A 15,797-nucleotide genomic window follows, 5' to 3' on the forward strand; every position below is an offset into this window, starting at 1 on the left:
GTCGATTTTGCGGGACAGTGCCCGACAGGGTCAGTCCTCGTCAACCACCCGCAGCTTCAATTGCCCGATACGGGTGTCGAAGGATTTCTGATCCGGTTTGGCGTCTGCCGCCGCACTGGATGTTTCGAGGTCCAGTGCCTCGATGCGTGTGCCGCGCCGCTTGAGCTTGTCCGACGACACCAGAATGTCGTCGACGTCCTTCTGCGTGGTGAGGAAATGGCCGTGCAGCTTGCGCACCCGGTCGTCGAGCCGGGTCAGGTCCTCCATCAGCCGGATCACTTCGCCCTGAATCAGATGCGCCTGCTCGCGCATCCTTGCATCCCGCAGGATGGCCTGGATGACCTGGATCGACAGCATCAGCAGCGATGGTGAGACGATGACGATCCGCGACCGGTGCGCTTTCTGGACGATCCCCTCGAAATGTTCGTGGATTTCGGCGAAGATTGATTCGGATGGCACGAAGAGAAAGGCCGTTTCCTGGGTCTCTCCCGGGATCAGGTATTTTCCGGAAACATCCCGGATATGCACTTCCATGTCGCGCCGGAACTGCTGTTGCGCCTGTCGGGTCATCTCCGGGTTTTCGGCACTGCGAATGGCGTTCCAGCCTTCGAGCGGAAATTTCGCATCGATGACCAGCACAGGCTGGCCGTTCGGCATGCGGATGGTGCAATCCGGCCGCGATCCGTTGGAAAGCGTCGCCTGAAAGGCATAGGTGCCCATCGGCAGATTATCGGCGATAATCGTTTCCATGCGCGACTGGCCAAAGGCACCACGGGTCTGTTTGTTGGACAGAATGCTCTGCAGCCCGGCCATGTCCTTGGCCAGCGACTGGATATTGGTCTGCGCCGTGTCGATGACGGCCAGCCGCTCCTGCAGCCGGCGCAGATTTTCATGCGTCGCCTTCGTCTGCTCGGTGATCGACGTGCCGAGCCGGTGCGTCATGCCGTCGATCCGTTGGCTGATCGACTGGTTGAGTTCGGACTGGCGCGCGCCAAACACATCGGCCATGGCCGCGATACGGCCCTGCATCTCGGTCTGGGCAGCAAGAAGCGCCGTCATGCGCTGCTCGGCATCGAGTGCCGACTGCCGGTCCCGCCGTTTGCCGAGGACTGCCGGAATACCGGCAAACAGCAGGATGACGACAGCGCCGAACAGGCACATGCCGAGCGTGACCGGATAGGAGCCAAGAATGAAAAGCGGCTGATCGAGGGTGAGAATTGTCGGTTCCATGGCAGCAGGTTAGGGGGATTCGGACGTGCTGACTAGATCAAAACAAGAACATTGGTGAATCGATCGATACAAACTGCTGCATTTGCTGCAAAAATCTTGAAAACGAGAATTCCATCGGCGCAAAAGATCGGTTATGGGAGCCAGATGACCATCAAGCCGCTCATCATTCTTCCCGATCCCGTCCTGCGCCAGCTGTCCCAGCCGGTGGAAACGGTCGATGCCGATGTTCGCCGTCTGGCCGACGATATGCTGGACACGATGTATGACGCGCCCGGCATCGGCCTTGCCGCGATCCAGATCGGCATTCCGCGCCAGATGCTGGTGATCGACGTGTCGAAGGATGGCGAAGAAAAACAGCCTTTGGTCTTTATCAATCCGAAAATCCTGACCACATCCGACGAACCGTCCGTCTACGAAGAAGGCTGCCTGTCAATCCCGGACTATTATGCCGAAGTCGAACGGCCAGCAGCCATTACGATCGAATACATCGATCTTGAAGGAAAGCAGCTGACGGCGAAGGCCGATGGTCTTCTGGCGACCTGCCTGCAGCACGAGATCGATCATCTGAACGGCGTGCTGTTCATCGACCACATCTCCAAGCTGAAGCGCGAAATGGTCATCCGCAAGTTTACCAAGGCCGCCAAGACCCGCGGCGCCAAGGCGATCTGACACTTCGATTGAAAATCCGGGCCTGCGAGACTATGATATCAGTGATATCATAGTGGAGGTTGCGCATGGGCGATCTGCTGATCCGAAATATTTCCGACGCTCTCAAGCGCGACATCGCCGCTGCGGCTGACCGCACCGGGCGTAGTCTTTCCGATGAAGCCAAGGAGCTTTTGCGCAGGGGCCTGATCGCCGAGAGCGATATCAAGCCCGTGGAGGAATCTGCCTACGATGTTCTGCGTGCAGCTTTTGGAGCTGACGAAGGCTTGGGTGACGATTTTGCCGCTATTTTGGATGAGGTGGAAGCGGAGCGGAAGAAAGACTTTGGCCGCCCGGCCCTGGAGTTCCAATGATCGTACTCGACACGAACATCATTTCGGAGCTTGTAAAATCATCCCCGGACAAAAGCGTTGGAGTATGGTTTCGACGTCAAGCCGAATCGAATTTGTATCTCAACTCCATCGTCGTGATGGAGCAGTCGTTTGGAGCGGAGCGCTTTTATCTGCGTACGGGTTCTGATCGGTATATTCTCTCGCTTGAACGCCTATTGGCAATTCAGTTTCGTGGTCGCATTCTGGACTTCAGTGAGCGGGCCCCGGTGCTAACCGGCCGTCTCCGCGCCAAGCGCGAAAGTGCCGGCCGGCCGATCTCGGTTCAGGACGCCATGATAGCCGCGATCTGCTTGTCGCATGATGCGACACTGGCGACGCGCAATACAAAAGACTTTGAGGGGCTTGATTTGAAGCTGGTAAACCCGTTTGAAGAGGCCTGATCAGAACGGGGAACCGCGCGCCATGCCGCTTCGCATCATCTTCATGGGAACGCCGGAGTTTTCGGTCCCGACATTGGCGGCGCTGGCTGAGGCCGGTCACACGATCGTTGCCGTCTACACCCAGCCGCCGCGTCCCGGCGGACGCCGTGGTCTCGACCTGCAGAAATCGCCAGTGCATCAGGCAGCAGAACTGCTGGGCATCGAGGTGCTGACCCCCGTCAATTTCAAGGATGCAGCAGACCGTCAGACGTTCCGCGAGTTCGACGCCGATGTTGCCGTTGTCGTGGCTTACGGCCTGTTGTTGCCAGAAGAGATTCTGAGCGGCACAAGGCTTGGCTGCTACAACGGCCACGCGTCGCTTCTGCCGCGCTGGCGTGGAGCGGCACCGATCCAGCGGGCGATCATGGCCGGTGACCACGAGACCGGCATGATGGTGATGAAGATGGACAAGGGGCTCGATACCGGCGATGTGGCGCTGACCAAGGTTATCGCCATCGGCAGCGAGATGACGGCTGGCGAGCTGCATGACAAGCTGATGCTCGCCGGTGCCGGTTTGATGAAAGAGGCCATGGACAAGCTCGATGGCGGTGATCTGCCGCTGAGGCCGCAATCCAACGATGGCGTCATCTATGCCGCCAAGATCAGCAAGGCGGAGACGCGGATCGATTTCTCCAGAACGGCCGTCGAAGTCCACAATCACATTCGCGGACTGTCGCCCTTTCCCGGTGCCTGGTTCGAGCTGGAGATTGGTGGCAAGCCAGAGCGGATCAAGGTTCTTGCTTCGGTGGCTGAAACCGCCGGCGGCGAGACGGGTACGGCGCTGTTCGACGACTTGACGATTGCCTGCGGCGAGGGTTCCGTTCGGTTGACCCGGCTGCAGAAGGCGGGAGGCAAAGTTTTGAATGCCGAAGATTTCCGGCGTGGCACGCCCATTCCCGCCGGCACAAGGCTGTCCTGATGCCGCGGTTTCGCTTGCTGATCGAATATGACGGCTCCAATTATGTCGGCTGGCAGCGGCAGGACAATGGGCCGTCGGTGCAGGGCGCCGTCGAAAAGGCGATCCTGGCGCTGACCCGCGAACCTGCTCTGATCCGGGGGGCGGGCCGTACCGATTCCGGCGTGCATGCCTGGGGCCAGGTGGCGCATGTCGATCTGTCGCGGGCATGGAAGCCGGAGACGTTGCGCAATGCGCTGAACGCCTATCTCGGGCGGGCCGGGCAGCAGGTGTCGATCATCGAGGCCGCCGAGGTTTCTGACGACTTTGACGCCCGCTTTTCTGCGCTCCGGCGGCATTATCTTTACCGGATCATTTCGCGGCCATCACCTTTGGCGCTGGAGGCGAAGCGTGCCTGGTGGGTGTCGAAGCCGATCGATCACGAGGCCATGCATGTGGCCGCACAGGTGCTGGTCGGCCACCACGACTTTACCACGTTCCGTTCCACCCATTGCCAGGCGAACAGCCCGTGGCGGACGCTTGACCTGCTCGATGTGACGCGGGCTGGCGATGTCATCGAAATCCGGGCGACGGCGCAGAGTTTTCTGCACAATCAGATCCGCTCGTTCGCGGGCACGTTGAAAATGGTTGGCGACGGGCGATGGACGCCGGACAACGTGCGGGCAGCGCTGGAGGCGAAGGACCGCAAGGCCTGCGGTCCCGTTGCGCCGCCCGACGGGCTTTATTTCATGCAGGTCGATTACTGAAGGGTTGCGGCATAGATCGGCATCAGACCGAGCAGAGGTGGCAGGGCTTCGCTCAACATCAGGGACGGCAGGATTAAAAGGGCTGAGATCGCCGAGGCGAGCAGCAGCTGGTTGTTGGTCACGGTCTTCACCAGCCTGAAAATCACCGTGAAATTGGCCAAAAGCAGGGTCAGGGAGAGCAGGTAGGCCAACCCTTGGCCGCCTGGAAGGACCAGCCTGATCGCCAGCGGGACCGCCATCGCATAGACCGTCGGGACAGCCAGCCAGTTGGTGCTGACGATAAGTGTGGCCAGCATGTCGGCATAGCCGAGCGGCTTTGCCAGGACGGCCACCAGTACCAGAGGCACGATCCACATCGTTGCATCGACGAGAAACAGCCTTAAAATGAAGCCGAGCCCCGTTTCGGTTCCTGTCGGCATCTGTTCCAGATAAAACAGGCGCCACGCCGCCCAGCCGACGGCCATGGCCGGAAGGCACCAGAGGAATGCGGCAAACGAGCGCCAGACGCCGGTCGCAGTGATGTCGAGCCAGTCGAAGCCGCTCTGGTCTCCCAGGATCAGCAGCCAGACACCCTTCAGATAGGCCCCGACTTCCTCAATCTGCGGCATGGCCAAACCAGCGGCTGATGAAGACTTCATAGATCCCGGTCAGGGTTCGGAGGTCGTCGATGGCGACCCGTTCATCGACCATGTGCATGGTCTGGCCGACAAGTCCGAACTCGACCACCGGGCAAAAATCCTTGATGAAGCGCGCATCCGATGTTCCGCCGGTGGTCGAGAGTTTTGGCTCGCGGTCAGTAACCATCTCTATGGCCTTCGACAGCGAGGCGATCAGGGCGTTGTTGCGGGTGATGAAGACGTGGCTCGGGCGCTCGCTCCAGACGAGATCGTAGCGGACCGGCGGGCGGCCGGGACGAAGCGGGCTCTCTGCGGCGGCACGATCCAGCCGGGCGATGATCTCCGCCTTCAGGCTGTCGGCGTCCCAGGTATCGTTGAAGCGGATGTTGAAACTTGCCGATGCCTTGGACGGGATGACGTTGACTGCCCTGTTGGCGACGTCGATCGTCGTCACTTCGAGATTGGACGGCTGGAAAGTGTCGGTACCGCCATCGAACGGCGGGTCCATCAGCGCCTGCGTCAGGGAAAGGATGCCGCGCACAGGGCTGTCGGCCAGATGCGGATAGGCGGCATGGCCCTGAACGCCGTGCACGGTGATGGTGCCGGACAGCGAGCCGCGCCGGCCGATCTTGATCATGTCGCCGAGCTGGTCCGGATTGGTCGGCTCGCCGACCAGGCAGGCGTCCCAGCGTTCACCCTTTGCCGCTGCCCATTCGAGCAGCTTGGTGGTGCCGTTGATCGCCGGGCCTTCCTCGTCGCCGGTGATGAGGAACGAGATCGATCCCTTGAGCGGCCCGTTGTTTTCGATATGGCGGGCGACGGCGGCGACAAAACAGGCGATGCCGCCCTTCATATCGACGGCGCCGCGGCCATACATTTCGCCGCCAGCGATATCGGCGGAAAACGGACCATGCGTCCAGGCGGCCTCGTCACCGACCGGCACGACATCCGTATGGCCGGCAAACATCAGGTGCGGGCCATCTGTGCCAAGGCGGGCATAAAGATTTTCGATATCCGGCGTCCCGTCCTCGGTCGCCGTCACCCGGTCGACAACGAAGCCGAGCGGCTTCAGCATCGCTTCCAGGGCAGTGAGCGCACCACCTTCGGCAGGGGTCACGGACGGGCAGCGGATCAGTGCGGAGAGATTGGCGACGGGATCGATAGCGGTCATCAAGAAAGCCTGTTGTTTCGCGGGGCTTGGTTTAGCCGATCCATACGGGGCTGTCACGCTGTTACACTTGGCATTCGCGGCAGTTTTACCCTCGCCTCGAGGGGGAGGGTCGGCACGTAGTGCCGGGGCGGGGTGATCTACGGCTTATGCTTTAGGTCGCAGAGTTCGCGGCGGTCACCCCCACCCGCGACTGTGTCGCGACCTCCCCCCTCAAGGGGGAGGTGGGTTTTCCTCTTCTCCCCGCAAGGGAGAAGAGGGAGTTCGCGGTCCCGTCAACACCTCAAGCCACGCCCGGAAAAATCCGCCGTGGTTTTTTGTGATACTAACTTGGCCGGGGCGCTGGAAAGTGCCGGAGCTAAGTTTTTTTATATGACGCCTTCCAAGCGCCCCGTTCAGTGTTTGCCGATGGGCAACTCCGGTTTCTCTGCGGGGATGGCGGCGCCCTTTTGATACGGGGCGGCGTTTACGGCTGTTCGCCGTCTCGCCGCGAAAGGCCTGTCTTTCGACACACCAGTCGCCGGTCCTCATGTGTGCCTCACAGGCACGCCCCGCCATTTTGCAGACGGGAGGGAAACCACTTTCTGACCATCCACCGGACAAAGGCTTACGTCTGTCCTTCACCCGGCACCGGCCCTGTCTCACCGCTACGCCTAGCAGTCTCGCCGTGACAGGACGCACTGATGATCGCACGGGTCTGAACCGCGGGGATTTGCGGGGATGATTTTTTAAGTGGGGTGGGTAGTGGTCGCGAGGAGGACGGGGCGATAAGTGCTTGAAGTTAAATGAAGGCAGGCCGTTTTCTCCCACTAACGCGGGACGAGTGCTGAGCACTGAGGAGGTGCATATTTCCTCCCTCATCCAAGGGGCTTGACCCGAGGATGACGTGTTATTGGGCAGCGATTGCGTGCGGTTCAAATGCCGTGTCTGAATTCCTGCGGCATGTGAGGATAATGGCTCGGTGTATGGTATGCTGCTTATTGGGAAATACCCGAAACGTGAGCGGCACCTTCGACCGATAGTAAACTATCGGCGGATAATCCCTTGTCTTGCGATAGACGGTTCTGACAAACATGCGGGCGATGGCCCCTTGCCCTGGGCGCCTGCATGGGCGCATCGTGTCGAGATGGAGTTTTGAGATTTGAGTGTTGCCTTTGCCAAGGATGATAGTGCTGAAACGGCTGCGGAAACCCATTTGCCGGACCGGCCGATTTCGCCGCACCCGAACCGGGTGACGGAGGCTGGATTGAAGGCGCTGGAATTGGAACTCAGCCAAGCCCGTGCGGCCTACGAGGCCACGAGTACTATCGAGGACGTCAACGAGCGGCGCAGGCAGGCGGCCACCCCGTTGCGCGATACGCGCTATTTTGCGGCACGGGTTCATACGGCCGAGGTTATGCCCGCGCCGGCATCGATCGACAAAGTCTCGTTTGGCAGCACGGTGACGTTCAGCCGCAACGACGGGCGTGTCCAGACCTACCGGATTGTCGGCGAGGATGAAGCCGATCCCAAGGCCGGATCGATTTCCTATGTCTCGCCGGTGGCGCGGCTTTTGACGGGCAAGGCCGTCGGCGATGTGGTGGGCGCCGGTGATCAGGAACTCGAGATCATCGCCATTGCCTAGAATACCCGCCAGCATGTGACGGCTATGGTTCTGCAGGCATTTCAACGGCTGTGGGGTCTTTGAAACTTCGGACTCAGCTTATGCCGCAATTGGGCCAGAACGACCCCTGCCTAGAGTGCTCGTGAATTGGTTTGGACGGGCTGAAAATTCGGTTTAGTTTTCGGCTTTGATGGAATTGGAGAATGAAGCGCGAAAGGACACCGCAATGGCAAAGAACACCATCTGCCTCTGGTATGACAAAGACGCCGAGGCCGCCGCCCGTTTCTACGCAGAGACATTTCCCGACAGTGCGGTGGGTGCCGTCATCCGTGCCCCTGGAGACTATCCATCGGGTCAGCAGGGCGACGTATTGGTTGTTGAGTTCACGGTTGCCGGTGTTGCCTGTATTGGCCTGAACGGCGGTTCCGGCATCAAGCACAACGAAGCCTTCTCGTTTCAGATTTCAACGGACGATCAGGAAGAGACCGACCGCTACTGGAACGCGATTGTCGGCAATGGTGGCCGTGAAAATGACTGTGGCTGGTGCCAGGACAAGTGGGGTCTGTCCTGGCAGATTACACCGCGCGTCCTGATGGAAGCGATGGCGGCAGGCGGCGGTGAAGCAAAGCGTGCCTTTGATGCGATGATGACCATGAAGAAGATCGATGTTGCTGTGATCGAAGCGGCTCGGCGCGGCTGACAGCAGTCTCGCACCGGGCCGCAAATTTGCCGGAGCGCAGGCATTCGGCGCACGTCCGGTATGGATGGCCTTTACGGGCCGGTCTTCACCACCCGCGCCAGCCCGCGGATGCAACCAGTTCGTTGCGGATGAAGGCGATATCATCGGAGGCGGCAGGCGTGCCGGCGCCGGGCAGGCGGCCGCGGCGCAGCGATTTCAGGGCGGGAATGCGGCGTGCGGTCTTTTCGGGAAGATCGGGGCTGCACAGGTTTTCTGCGTCAAAACCCGCCGGATCGATCGAGACGACACGAATGCCGCGCTCGGCGAAGTCGCGAGCAAGGCCGAGTGTCAGCATATCGATGGCGCTCCTGATGGTGGACTGCGTCTCCGCATCCGGCGTTCCTGCCTGCGGAGCGGCATTGGCCATTACGCTCATATTGATGATGATGCCACCCTTGCCGGCGAACTGGCGGGCCGCTTCCTGGCACATCAGGAATGTGCCGAAGACATTGACGGCAAAGGTCCTGTTGGCGTCTGCTTCTGCCTGTTGCGGGTCGACCCGGACGATACCGGCATTGTTGACGACGATGTCAGGCCGGCCAAAAATCTCGATCGTGGCCCGGAAGATGCGCTTCACATCCTGCGCCTTCGAGATATCGCCCTCGACGGCGACAGCCCTGCCACCGCGCCGGACGATCTCTGAGGCAACGCGAGATGCACCTTCGCTATCGGCGACATCATTGATGATGACGGCAGCACCTTCGGCGGCAAGCCGGGCTGCGATCCGGGCCGCCGGTCCATTGGCAGCGCCGGTGACGACGGCGGTTTTTCCGGTCAATCTGGTCATGGCGATTTCCTTGATTCTTCGGACTTGCTGATCCGATGAGCCAAGCATGCGGCAGACAAGGGCAATAGCGTTACAACGATACTCCGAGATTTCTATGCGATCCTGCAAATGTGAGAGAGTGGGCATTTCCCGGTTCGATATTCCGGAGTAGCTTCGGATCAGTCGAACATCAGGGTATCGTTTCCGCTCCATGCAGAACCAGACAGAACGCTTCGGTGAAATCGCTGAGATCATTTCGCGGCACACGCCGGGAACAGGCATGTTCGAGACCGCGATCGACAACCTGCTGCTGGGGCGCCAGACCGCACCGACTGCTCCTGTGCACCTGGCACACCGGCCGGCCTTCGCGCTCATTGCCCAAGGCCAGAAAAGTGTGACGCTCGGGCAGGATGTCTATCATTACGGGGTTGGCGATTGTGTCGTGGTGTCGTTTGACCTGCCGGTTATCTCGCGGGTCAGCGTCGCCAGTCCGCAGGCGCCGCATCTGGGGCTTGGCATGGTGATCAATCCCGACCGGCTGCGCGAGGTGCTGCAGCGGATCGCCGTTCCATCCGTCGCGGCAACGGCCGATGGCATGCGGGGTCTTGTCGTCCACAAGGCATCGCCAGCCCTGGTGGACGCGACACTCCGGTACTTGAAACTCCTTGATACTCCGAACGACATTGCAGGCGTGGCGCCCCTCGTCGAACAGGAAATTCTCTATCGTCTTTTGACGGGACCGTACGGGCCGCGCTTGATCCAGATTGCCACGGCCGACAGCCCGGGGAACCGGGTCGCCAAGGCAATCGCCTGGCTGCGTGAACACTATGTCCGGCCGCTGCGGATCGAGGATCTGGCCGACCATTGCGGCATGAGCGTTTCGTCGTTGCATCATCATTTCAAGGCGGTCGCGGCGATGACGCCGATGCAGTACCAGAAGCAATTGCGGCTCAACGAGGCGCGCCGGCTGATGCTGGTCGACAACATGGACGCCGGCATGGCCGGGCATACCGTCGGTTATCAGAGCCCGTCGCAGTTCGGACTGGAATATACCCGTTTCTACGGCCAGTCGCCGCTGCGCGATGTCTCGATGCTGCGCACGCAGGCCGCGGCCGAATAGCAAAAACCGTTTTGGACGCGCAGAGCGGCGTTCGAAAGTCCCCGGGGTGGCAACGCAGCCGTTGCGCCCTACTTTCCTCAAAAGCATTGCCCGCGCTGCCGGGCCCTTCCGTCCCCTTCATTTCAAGAGAACTATGGAGTACCCCATGCGTTACAATCAGCTTGGCAATACCGGCCTGTTCGTTTCGGAAATCTGCCTGGGAACGATGACCTTCGGATCGGCCGAAGGCGCCTTCTGGGGCGGTATCGCCGGTGTCGATCAGGATGCGGCCGACCGGATCGTCGAGCGGTCTCTGGCCGCCGGCGTCAATTTCATCGATACGGCCGATGTCTATTCTGCCGGTGAGTCCGAACGGCTGCTCGGGCAGTCGCTGATCAATCTCGGTGTCGAGCGCAAGGACGTGGTGATCGCCACCAAGGTCTTTGGCCAGATGGGCAACGGCCCGAACGATCGCGGCGCCTCGCGCGGCCATATCATGGACTCGGTCGAGGAGAGCCTGGACCGGCTGCAGATGGATCACATCGACCTCTATCAGATACACGGAACCGATACGGTAACGCCGATCGACGAGACACTGCGGACGCTGGACGATCTGGTCACGAGCGGGCTAGTCCGTTATGTCGGCATGTCCAACTGGCAGGCCTGGCGGATTGCGAAGGCACTGGGTGTTTCCGAGCGCAAGGGCTTTGCCCGGTTCGAGACGTTGCAGGCCTATTATTCGATCGCCGGGCGCGATCTGGAGCGGGATATCGTGCCGTTGCTCAACGAGGAAAAGATGGGCCTGATGGTCTGGTCGCCGCTTGCCGGCGGGTTGCTGTCGGGCAAGTATGGACCGGGCGCACCGGGCAATGGCGAAGGCCGCCGGGCCAGCTTCGACTTTCCGCCGGTTGACAAGGACCGGGCCTGGGCCTGTGTCGCCGCCATGCGCGAGGTTGCGGAAAAGCATGGTGCCAGTGTCGCCGAAGTGGCGCTCGCCTTCATCCTGGCCAAGCCCTTCGTCACCAGCGTCATCATCGGCGCCAAGCGGGTGGAACAGCTGGAGGAAAACCTGAAGGCGGTGAAGCTGAGGCTCGATGCCGACGATCTTGCCAAGCTCGACGCCGTCAGCGCCCTGCCGCCGGAATATCCGGGCTGGATGCTGGAGCGGCAGGGGGCAGCGCGCCGTCCGCAGCCGTTCGAAGCCAAGGCATGATGCCGCAGGGCGGCGGTTGTCGCCGCCCTTTCCATCATCAGACTTGCATCTGAGGTGCATTCCGCAGAGAAAGAGGGAACCGCTTTGAATGCCTCCTATCGAAAGTCATGCATTGAACGACAATCCCGCCGCTGCGGTTGACGCTATCGCACAGATCACCGCCGTGCCGACCATTCTCGATGTGGTTTGCAGGACGACAGGCATGCGCTTTGCGGCGGTGGCGCGGGTCACCGCCGACCGGTGGATTGCCTGCGGCGTTCAGGACAATTTGGCTTTCGGTCTGGAGCCGGGCGGCGAGCTGAAGATCGAAACGACGATCTGCAATGAAATCCGTGATCATCATGAGCCGGTGATCATCGACAATGTCGCCGAGGACCCGACCTATTCCGGTCATCATACACCGGCGCACTACGGCTTGCAGAGCTACATCTCCGTGCCGATCATGCTTGCCGACGGGTCGTTCTTTGGGACGCTCTGCGCCATCGATACGGTGCCGCGCACGCTGAACACGCCTGAGATCACCGGTATGTTCCAGCTGTTTGCCAACCTGATCGCCTTTCATCTCGACGCGCACGACCGCATCGACCAGGAGCGGCAGGGCAGCGAGCTGCGCGAGCAGTTCATTGCCGTGCTCGGCCACGATCTGCGCAATCCGCTGGCATCGCTCGATGCCGGCACCCGCATGTTGCAGCGCTCGGTCACGGACGATAAAAGCAAGACGGTGCTCGGGCTGATGCAGAACAGCATTTCGCGGATGTCGGGCCTGATCGACAACGTGCTCGATTTCGCCCGCGGCAGGCTGGGCGGCGGCATTTCCATCGAGCAGGCAGACCGCGTGCCGCTCCGGCCGGTTCTGGAACAGGTTGTCGCGGAACTGATTCTGGCCAATCCGGGCCGGCGGATTGAGGCTGACCTGACGGAGGCGATGGTCCGCTGCGACGAGGGCCGGATCGGCCAGTTGCTGTCCAACCTTCTGGCCAATGCGCTGACCCACGGCGATCCGGAAGCGCCGATTCGGGTGCGATCTACGACATCGGGTGGCCTTTTCGAGATTGCGGTGGCCAATGCCGGTGAGCCGATCCCGGAAGCGGTGGTCAAGGACCTGTTCAAGCCGTTTGTGCGCGCTTCGGCCAAGACGAACCTGCAGGGGCTCGGTCTTGGGCTCTATATCGCCTCGGAAATCGCCAAGGCCCACAAGGGCAAGCTGCTGGTCACATCGACACCGGCCGAAACTCGCTTCACCTTCCAGATGCCGCAGCAATAGCCGCCACTTCCAGGCAGCCTTGCCGTCTCCGCCAGTCAGCGGCCGTAGTCGTTCGCCCCATCGGTGCCCGGCCAGAGGCAGAGTGCGATGAAGAGGACAGGGCTGAGCACGGGAATGAACAGGCAGATGGCGAGGTGGCCGGGATAGCCGATATCGTGCAGCCTCTTGATGGTCATCAACGCGATCGATGCGGTGGAGACAAGGGCGGTGACGACGAGGATCAGGGTCCAGAGTGCCAGCGGAATATCGTTGCCCTGATGGGCGAATACGCGGGACAGCACGAAGCCGCTGGCCGCGGCCCAGAATAGCCAGCCGAGCAGATAGGGCAGGCGGCTGACGCGGCCGGAGGGGCTGAAGAACAGCCAGGACATGCTCTGCTGCCCCTCCGTGCGCATAGGGATTAGTCTCGCAGAAGTTCGTTGATGCCGGTCTTCGAGCGGGTCTTTTCATCGACGCGCTTGACGATGACGGCGCAGTAGAGGTTCGGGGCAACCACGCCGTTCGGCATGACAGCGCCGGAGCCCATCGAGCCGGCTACAACGACGGAATAGGGCGGCACTTCGCCATAGGTGACTTCGCCGGTGGCGCGATCGACGATCTTGGTCGACTTGCCGATGAACACGCCCATGCCGAGAACCGAGCCCTCGCGGACGATGCAACCTTCGACCACTTCCGAGCGGGCGCCGATGAAGCAATTGTCCTCGATGATCGTTGGGCCGGCCTGCATCGGTTCCAGCACGCCGCCGATGCCGACGCCGCCGGACAGGTGCACATGCTTGCCGATCTGGGCGCAGGAACCGACCGTTGCCCAGGTATCGACCATCGTGCCTTCGCCGACATAGGCGCCGAGATTGACGAAGGAGGGCATCAGGATGGCGTTGGGGGCGATATAGGCGGAGCGGCGAACGATCGCGTTCGGCACGGCGCGGAAGCCAGCTTGCCGGAACTGGTTTTCGCCCCAACCTTCGAATTTCGAAGGAACCTTGTCCCACCAGGTGGACTGGCCAGAGCCGCCCTTGACGACTTCCATGTCATTCAGCCGGAACGACAGGAGAACGGCTTTCTTCAGCCATTGATTGACGGTCCAGTTGCCGTCCGTGCCGCGTTCGGCCACGCGCACCTTGCCGCCGTCAAGCAGGTCAAGTGCCGTATCCACCGCATCGCGGATCTCGCCCTTGGTGTTGATGGTGACGGTATCGCGGTTGTCAAAAGCGGTGTCGATGGTCTGCGACAGGGAGGCGAGATCATGGGTCGTCATCGGAATTCCTTAAACTTCGGCGGCTATCGTAATCTGCTCTAGAGCATGATCCCGAAAAATTGAAGTGGTTTTCGGTTGCGGTCTGGGCTGGATGAAGCTGTATGTCCCGGAATGGGCACGGGTGATTTGATCCGTAGCGACCGGGATGTTGAAAGGAGCATCCGGCAGCGATGATTTGCTGTCGGTTTGCGGCAGGAAAGTTTGACATGACAAGAATGAAGAAGCGGAATCTGCGGCGCAAGGATGGGGTCTGGGACCCTTTGGTCGATAGCCAGCAGACCCGCCAGCGCGCGGCAGGCGTTCCGCAGACACCACAATCGATGTCACCCTCCTACAGGCTCGCCTATACGGACGATGATTTCATGGGCCGAGAAGAGCTGCGCCCCATGCGGCTGCAGCTGGAACTGCTGAAGCCCGAAATGATCATGGCCGAACGCGGCATTAATTCGACGGTGGTGATGTTTGGCGGTGCCCGCATTCCCGAGCCGGGCGGCGATGCCTGGGCGGCGAAGAACGACACCCAGCGCCAGAACCTGACAGCCGCCTCGGTTTACTACGAGGAGGCGCGCAAATTTGCCCGCCTCTGCTCGCTGCATTCGGCCCAGTCCGGCTACAAGGAATATGTCGTGACCACCGGCGGTGGACCGGGCGTGATGGAAGCCGGCAATCGTGGTGCCGACGACATCGGCGCGCCATCGATCGGGCTGAACATCGTGCTTCCGCACGAGCAGGCGCCCAATCGTTATGTGACCCCGGACCTGTCGTTCAACTTCCATTACTTTGCCATCCGCAAGATGCACTTTCTGTTGCGCGCCAAGGCCGTCACGGTTTTTCCGGGTGGCTTCGGCACGTTTGACGAACTGTTCGAAACGATCACGCTGATGCAAACGGGCCGCATGGCTTTGGTGCCGCTGATCCTGTTCGGCGAGAAGTTCTGGCGCAGCGTCATCGATTTCCAGGCTCTGGCCGATTTCGGCACCATCGCGCCGGATGATCTCGATCTCATCCAGTTCGTCGAAACTGCCGACGAGGCCTGGGACATCATCGCGAAATTCTACGAGACGGTCGATCCGGCCACGGTGCCGGTGGCATCCGGCGCGCGGTAAAATCGATCACAATCCCATCTTCTCCAGCCCGCGTTTGAACCAATCGGCGCGGGCTGCGTTTTCCCGTCATTCATCGACACGGGAGACGATCATGCCTTCGAAGAGCCTTTCCGACATAGCCTCCAAAATGCGCGATATCGATATCGCCATGCTATCGACCCATACCGACGGCGGCGCCATCGCCGGGCGTCCGATGAGCAACAATGGTGAAGTCGATTACGACGGCGATTCCTACTATTTCACCTGGGAAAAATCGCGCATGGTCGACGACATCAAGCGCAACTCGAAAGTTGCCCTGTCCTTTCAGGGCAAGAAGGCCTTCATGGTCGCGGTCGAAGGCGAGGCCGATGTCATCAAGGACAAGGGCGTGTTCAAGGAACACTGGACGAAGGATCTCGACGAGTGGTTCAAGGACGGCGTCAATACCAAGGGTCTGGTCCTGATCAAGGTCAGCGCCGTCAGGGCGCATTACTGGGACGGCGAGGATGAGGGCGAGATCAAGCTGACCGGTGCTAAGCGGCGTCATTGAGACGCCGGCCGGTCCGATTTGCGCTGATCGGTCCCTCAGCGATCAGCGTTTGAAGACCTCAGCAAA

General features: G+C 60.8%; 18 protein-coding genes. 12 read left to right on the top strand and 6 right to left on the bottom strand.

What is annotated here, in order from left to right; genetic code table 11:
* Positions 1-30: 30 nt before the first annotated feature.
* Complete coding sequence (locus ACQY8Q_RS14495) at positions 31-1,230, bottom strand: DNA recombination protein RmuC (RefSeq protein ID WP_428427212.1); 1,200 nt, start codon at positions 1,228-1,230, stop codon at positions 31-33.
* Positions 1,231-1,374: 144 nt separating this feature from the next.
* Between ACQY8Q_RS14495 and def the strand changes: the two genes are divergently transcribed.
* The 5 genes from def to truA all read left to right on the top strand — a co-directional run bounded on the left by def (position 1,375) and on the right by truA (position 4,369).
* On the top strand, positions 1,375-1,899 hold the full coding sequence (gene def / locus ACQY8Q_RS14500; protein WP_428427213.1) for a peptide deformylase: 525 nt from the start codon (positions 1,375-1,377) through the stop codon (positions 1,897-1,899).
* 65 nt (positions 1,900-1,964) lie between these two features.
* Positions 1,965-2,249 (top strand): FitA-like ribbon-helix-helix domain-containing protein, encoded by a 285-nt coding sequence (locus tag ACQY8Q_RS14505; protein WP_428427214.1) that lies wholly within the window; start codon positions 1,965-1,967, stop codon positions 2,247-2,249.
* On the top strand, positions 2,246-2,668 hold the full coding sequence (locus tag ACQY8Q_RS14510; RefSeq protein ID WP_428427215.1) for a type II toxin-antitoxin system VapC family toxin: 423 nt from the start codon (positions 2,246-2,248) through the stop codon (positions 2,666-2,668). Before ACQY8Q_RS14505 ends, ACQY8Q_RS14510 begins: the two co-directional genes overlap by 4 nt.
* Positions 2,669-2,690: 22 nt before the next feature.
* Positions 2,691-3,626 carry a methionyl-tRNA formyltransferase gene (fmt, locus tag ACQY8Q_RS14515; RefSeq protein ID WP_428427216.1) on the top strand — a complete coding sequence of 312 codons (936 nt, stop codon included), beginning with the start codon at positions 2,691-2,693 and terminating at the stop codon, positions 3,624-3,626.
* Positions 3,626-4,369 (top strand): tRNA pseudouridine(38-40) synthase TruA, encoded by a 744-nt coding sequence (gene truA / locus ACQY8Q_RS14520; protein ID WP_428427217.1) that lies wholly within the window; start codon positions 3,626-3,628, stop codon positions 4,367-4,369. The genes fmt and truA overlap by 1 nt, the downstream gene beginning before the upstream one ends.
* Here the strand turns inward: truA and ACQY8Q_RS14525 are convergent.
* Together ACQY8Q_RS14525 and dapE are read right to left on the bottom strand one after the other, a co-directional pair.
* A complete protein-coding gene (locus tag ACQY8Q_RS14525; protein WP_428427218.1) occupies positions 4,363-4,977 on the bottom strand; it encodes a hypothetical protein in 615 nt (204 codons plus the stop codon). The two genes, truA and ACQY8Q_RS14525, sit on opposite strands and share 7 nt — an antisense overlap.
* A complete protein-coding gene (gene dapE, locus ACQY8Q_RS14530) occupies positions 4,964-6,157 on the bottom strand; it encodes a succinyl-diaminopimelate desuccinylase (protein ID WP_428427219.1) in 1,194 nt (397 codons plus the stop codon). The genes ACQY8Q_RS14525 and dapE overlap by 14 nt, the downstream gene beginning before the upstream one ends.
* Before the next feature lie 1,138 nt (positions 6,158-7,295).
* On the opposite strand from dapE, the gene greA reads away from it, so the two are divergent.
* Together greA and ACQY8Q_RS14540 are read left to right on the top strand one after the other, a co-directional pair.
* Positions 7,296-7,778 carry a transcription elongation factor GreA gene (gene greA / locus ACQY8Q_RS14535; RefSeq protein WP_426229414.1) on the top strand — a complete coding sequence of 161 codons (483 nt, stop codon included), beginning with the start codon at positions 7,296-7,298 and terminating at the stop codon, positions 7,776-7,778.
* A 205-nt stretch (positions 7,779-7,983) separates the two neighbouring features.
* Positions 7,984-8,457, top strand: a complete 474-nt coding sequence (locus tag ACQY8Q_RS14540; RefSeq protein ID WP_428427220.1) for a VOC family protein — start codon at positions 7,984-7,986, stop codon at positions 8,455-8,457.
* An 85-nt stretch (positions 8,458-8,542) separates the two neighbouring features.
* Here ACQY8Q_RS14540 and ACQY8Q_RS14545 read toward each other — a convergent pair whose 3' ends face one another.
* A complete protein-coding gene (locus tag ACQY8Q_RS14545) occupies positions 8,543-9,283 on the bottom strand; it encodes an SDR family NAD(P)-dependent oxidoreductase (RefSeq protein WP_428427221.1) in 741 nt (246 codons plus the stop codon).
* Positions 9,284-9,473: 190 nt separating this feature from the next.
* On the opposite strand from ACQY8Q_RS14545, the gene ACQY8Q_RS14550 reads away from it, so the two are divergent.
* The 3 genes from ACQY8Q_RS14550 (at position 9,474) to ACQY8Q_RS14560 (ending at position 12,838) form a co-directional block, all read left to right on the top strand.
* Complete coding sequence (locus ACQY8Q_RS14550) at positions 9,474-10,382, top strand: AraC family transcriptional regulator (RefSeq protein WP_428427222.1); 909 nt, start codon at positions 9,474-9,476, stop codon at positions 10,380-10,382.
* 145 nt (positions 10,383-10,527) lie between these two features.
* Complete coding sequence (locus ACQY8Q_RS14555) at positions 10,528-11,574, top strand: aldo/keto reductase (protein ID WP_428427223.1); 1,047 nt, start codon at positions 10,528-10,530, stop codon at positions 11,572-11,574.
* A gap of 88 nt (positions 11,575-11,662) precedes the next feature.
* Positions 11,663-12,838 (top strand): GAF domain-containing sensor histidine kinase, encoded by a 1,176-nt coding sequence (locus tag ACQY8Q_RS14560; RefSeq protein ID WP_428427224.1) that lies wholly within the window; start codon positions 11,663-11,665, stop codon positions 12,836-12,838.
* Positions 12,839-12,873: 35 nt separating this feature from the next.
* Here ACQY8Q_RS14560 and ACQY8Q_RS14565 read toward each other — a convergent pair whose 3' ends face one another.
* Both ACQY8Q_RS14565 and dapD read right to left on the bottom strand, forming a co-directional pair.
* Positions 12,874-13,233: a DUF805 domain-containing protein gene (locus tag ACQY8Q_RS14565; RefSeq protein WP_428427225.1), complete on the bottom strand. Its 360-nt coding sequence runs from the start codon at positions 13,231-13,233 to the stop codon at positions 12,874-12,876.
* A gap of 5 nt (positions 13,234-13,238) precedes the next feature.
* Positions 13,239-14,096 (bottom strand): 2,3,4,5-tetrahydropyridine-2,6-dicarboxylate N-succinyltransferase, encoded by an 858-nt coding sequence (gene dapD / locus ACQY8Q_RS14570; protein ID WP_428427226.1) that lies wholly within the window; start codon positions 14,094-14,096, stop codon positions 13,239-13,241.
* Between the two features lie 206 nt (positions 14,097-14,302).
* On the opposite strand from dapD, the gene ACQY8Q_RS14575 reads away from it, so the two are divergent.
* Positions 14,303-15,202 (top strand): LOG family protein, encoded by a 900-nt coding sequence (locus ACQY8Q_RS14575; RefSeq protein ID WP_428427227.1) that lies wholly within the window; start codon positions 14,303-14,305, stop codon positions 15,200-15,202.
* Positions 15,203-15,293: 91 nt separating this feature from the next.
* Positions 15,294-15,731 carry a pyridoxamine 5'-phosphate oxidase family protein gene (locus ACQY8Q_RS14580; protein WP_428427228.1) on the top strand — a complete coding sequence of 146 codons (438 nt, stop codon included), beginning with the start codon at positions 15,294-15,296 and terminating at the stop codon, positions 15,729-15,731.
* The last annotated feature ends 66 nt before the right edge of the window (positions 15,732-15,797 follow it).

The sequence above is a fragment of the Pararhizobium sp. genome, assembly GCF_965279435.1.
GTDB lineage: Bacteria > Pseudomonadota > Alphaproteobacteria > Rhizobiales > Rhizobiaceae > Pararhizobium.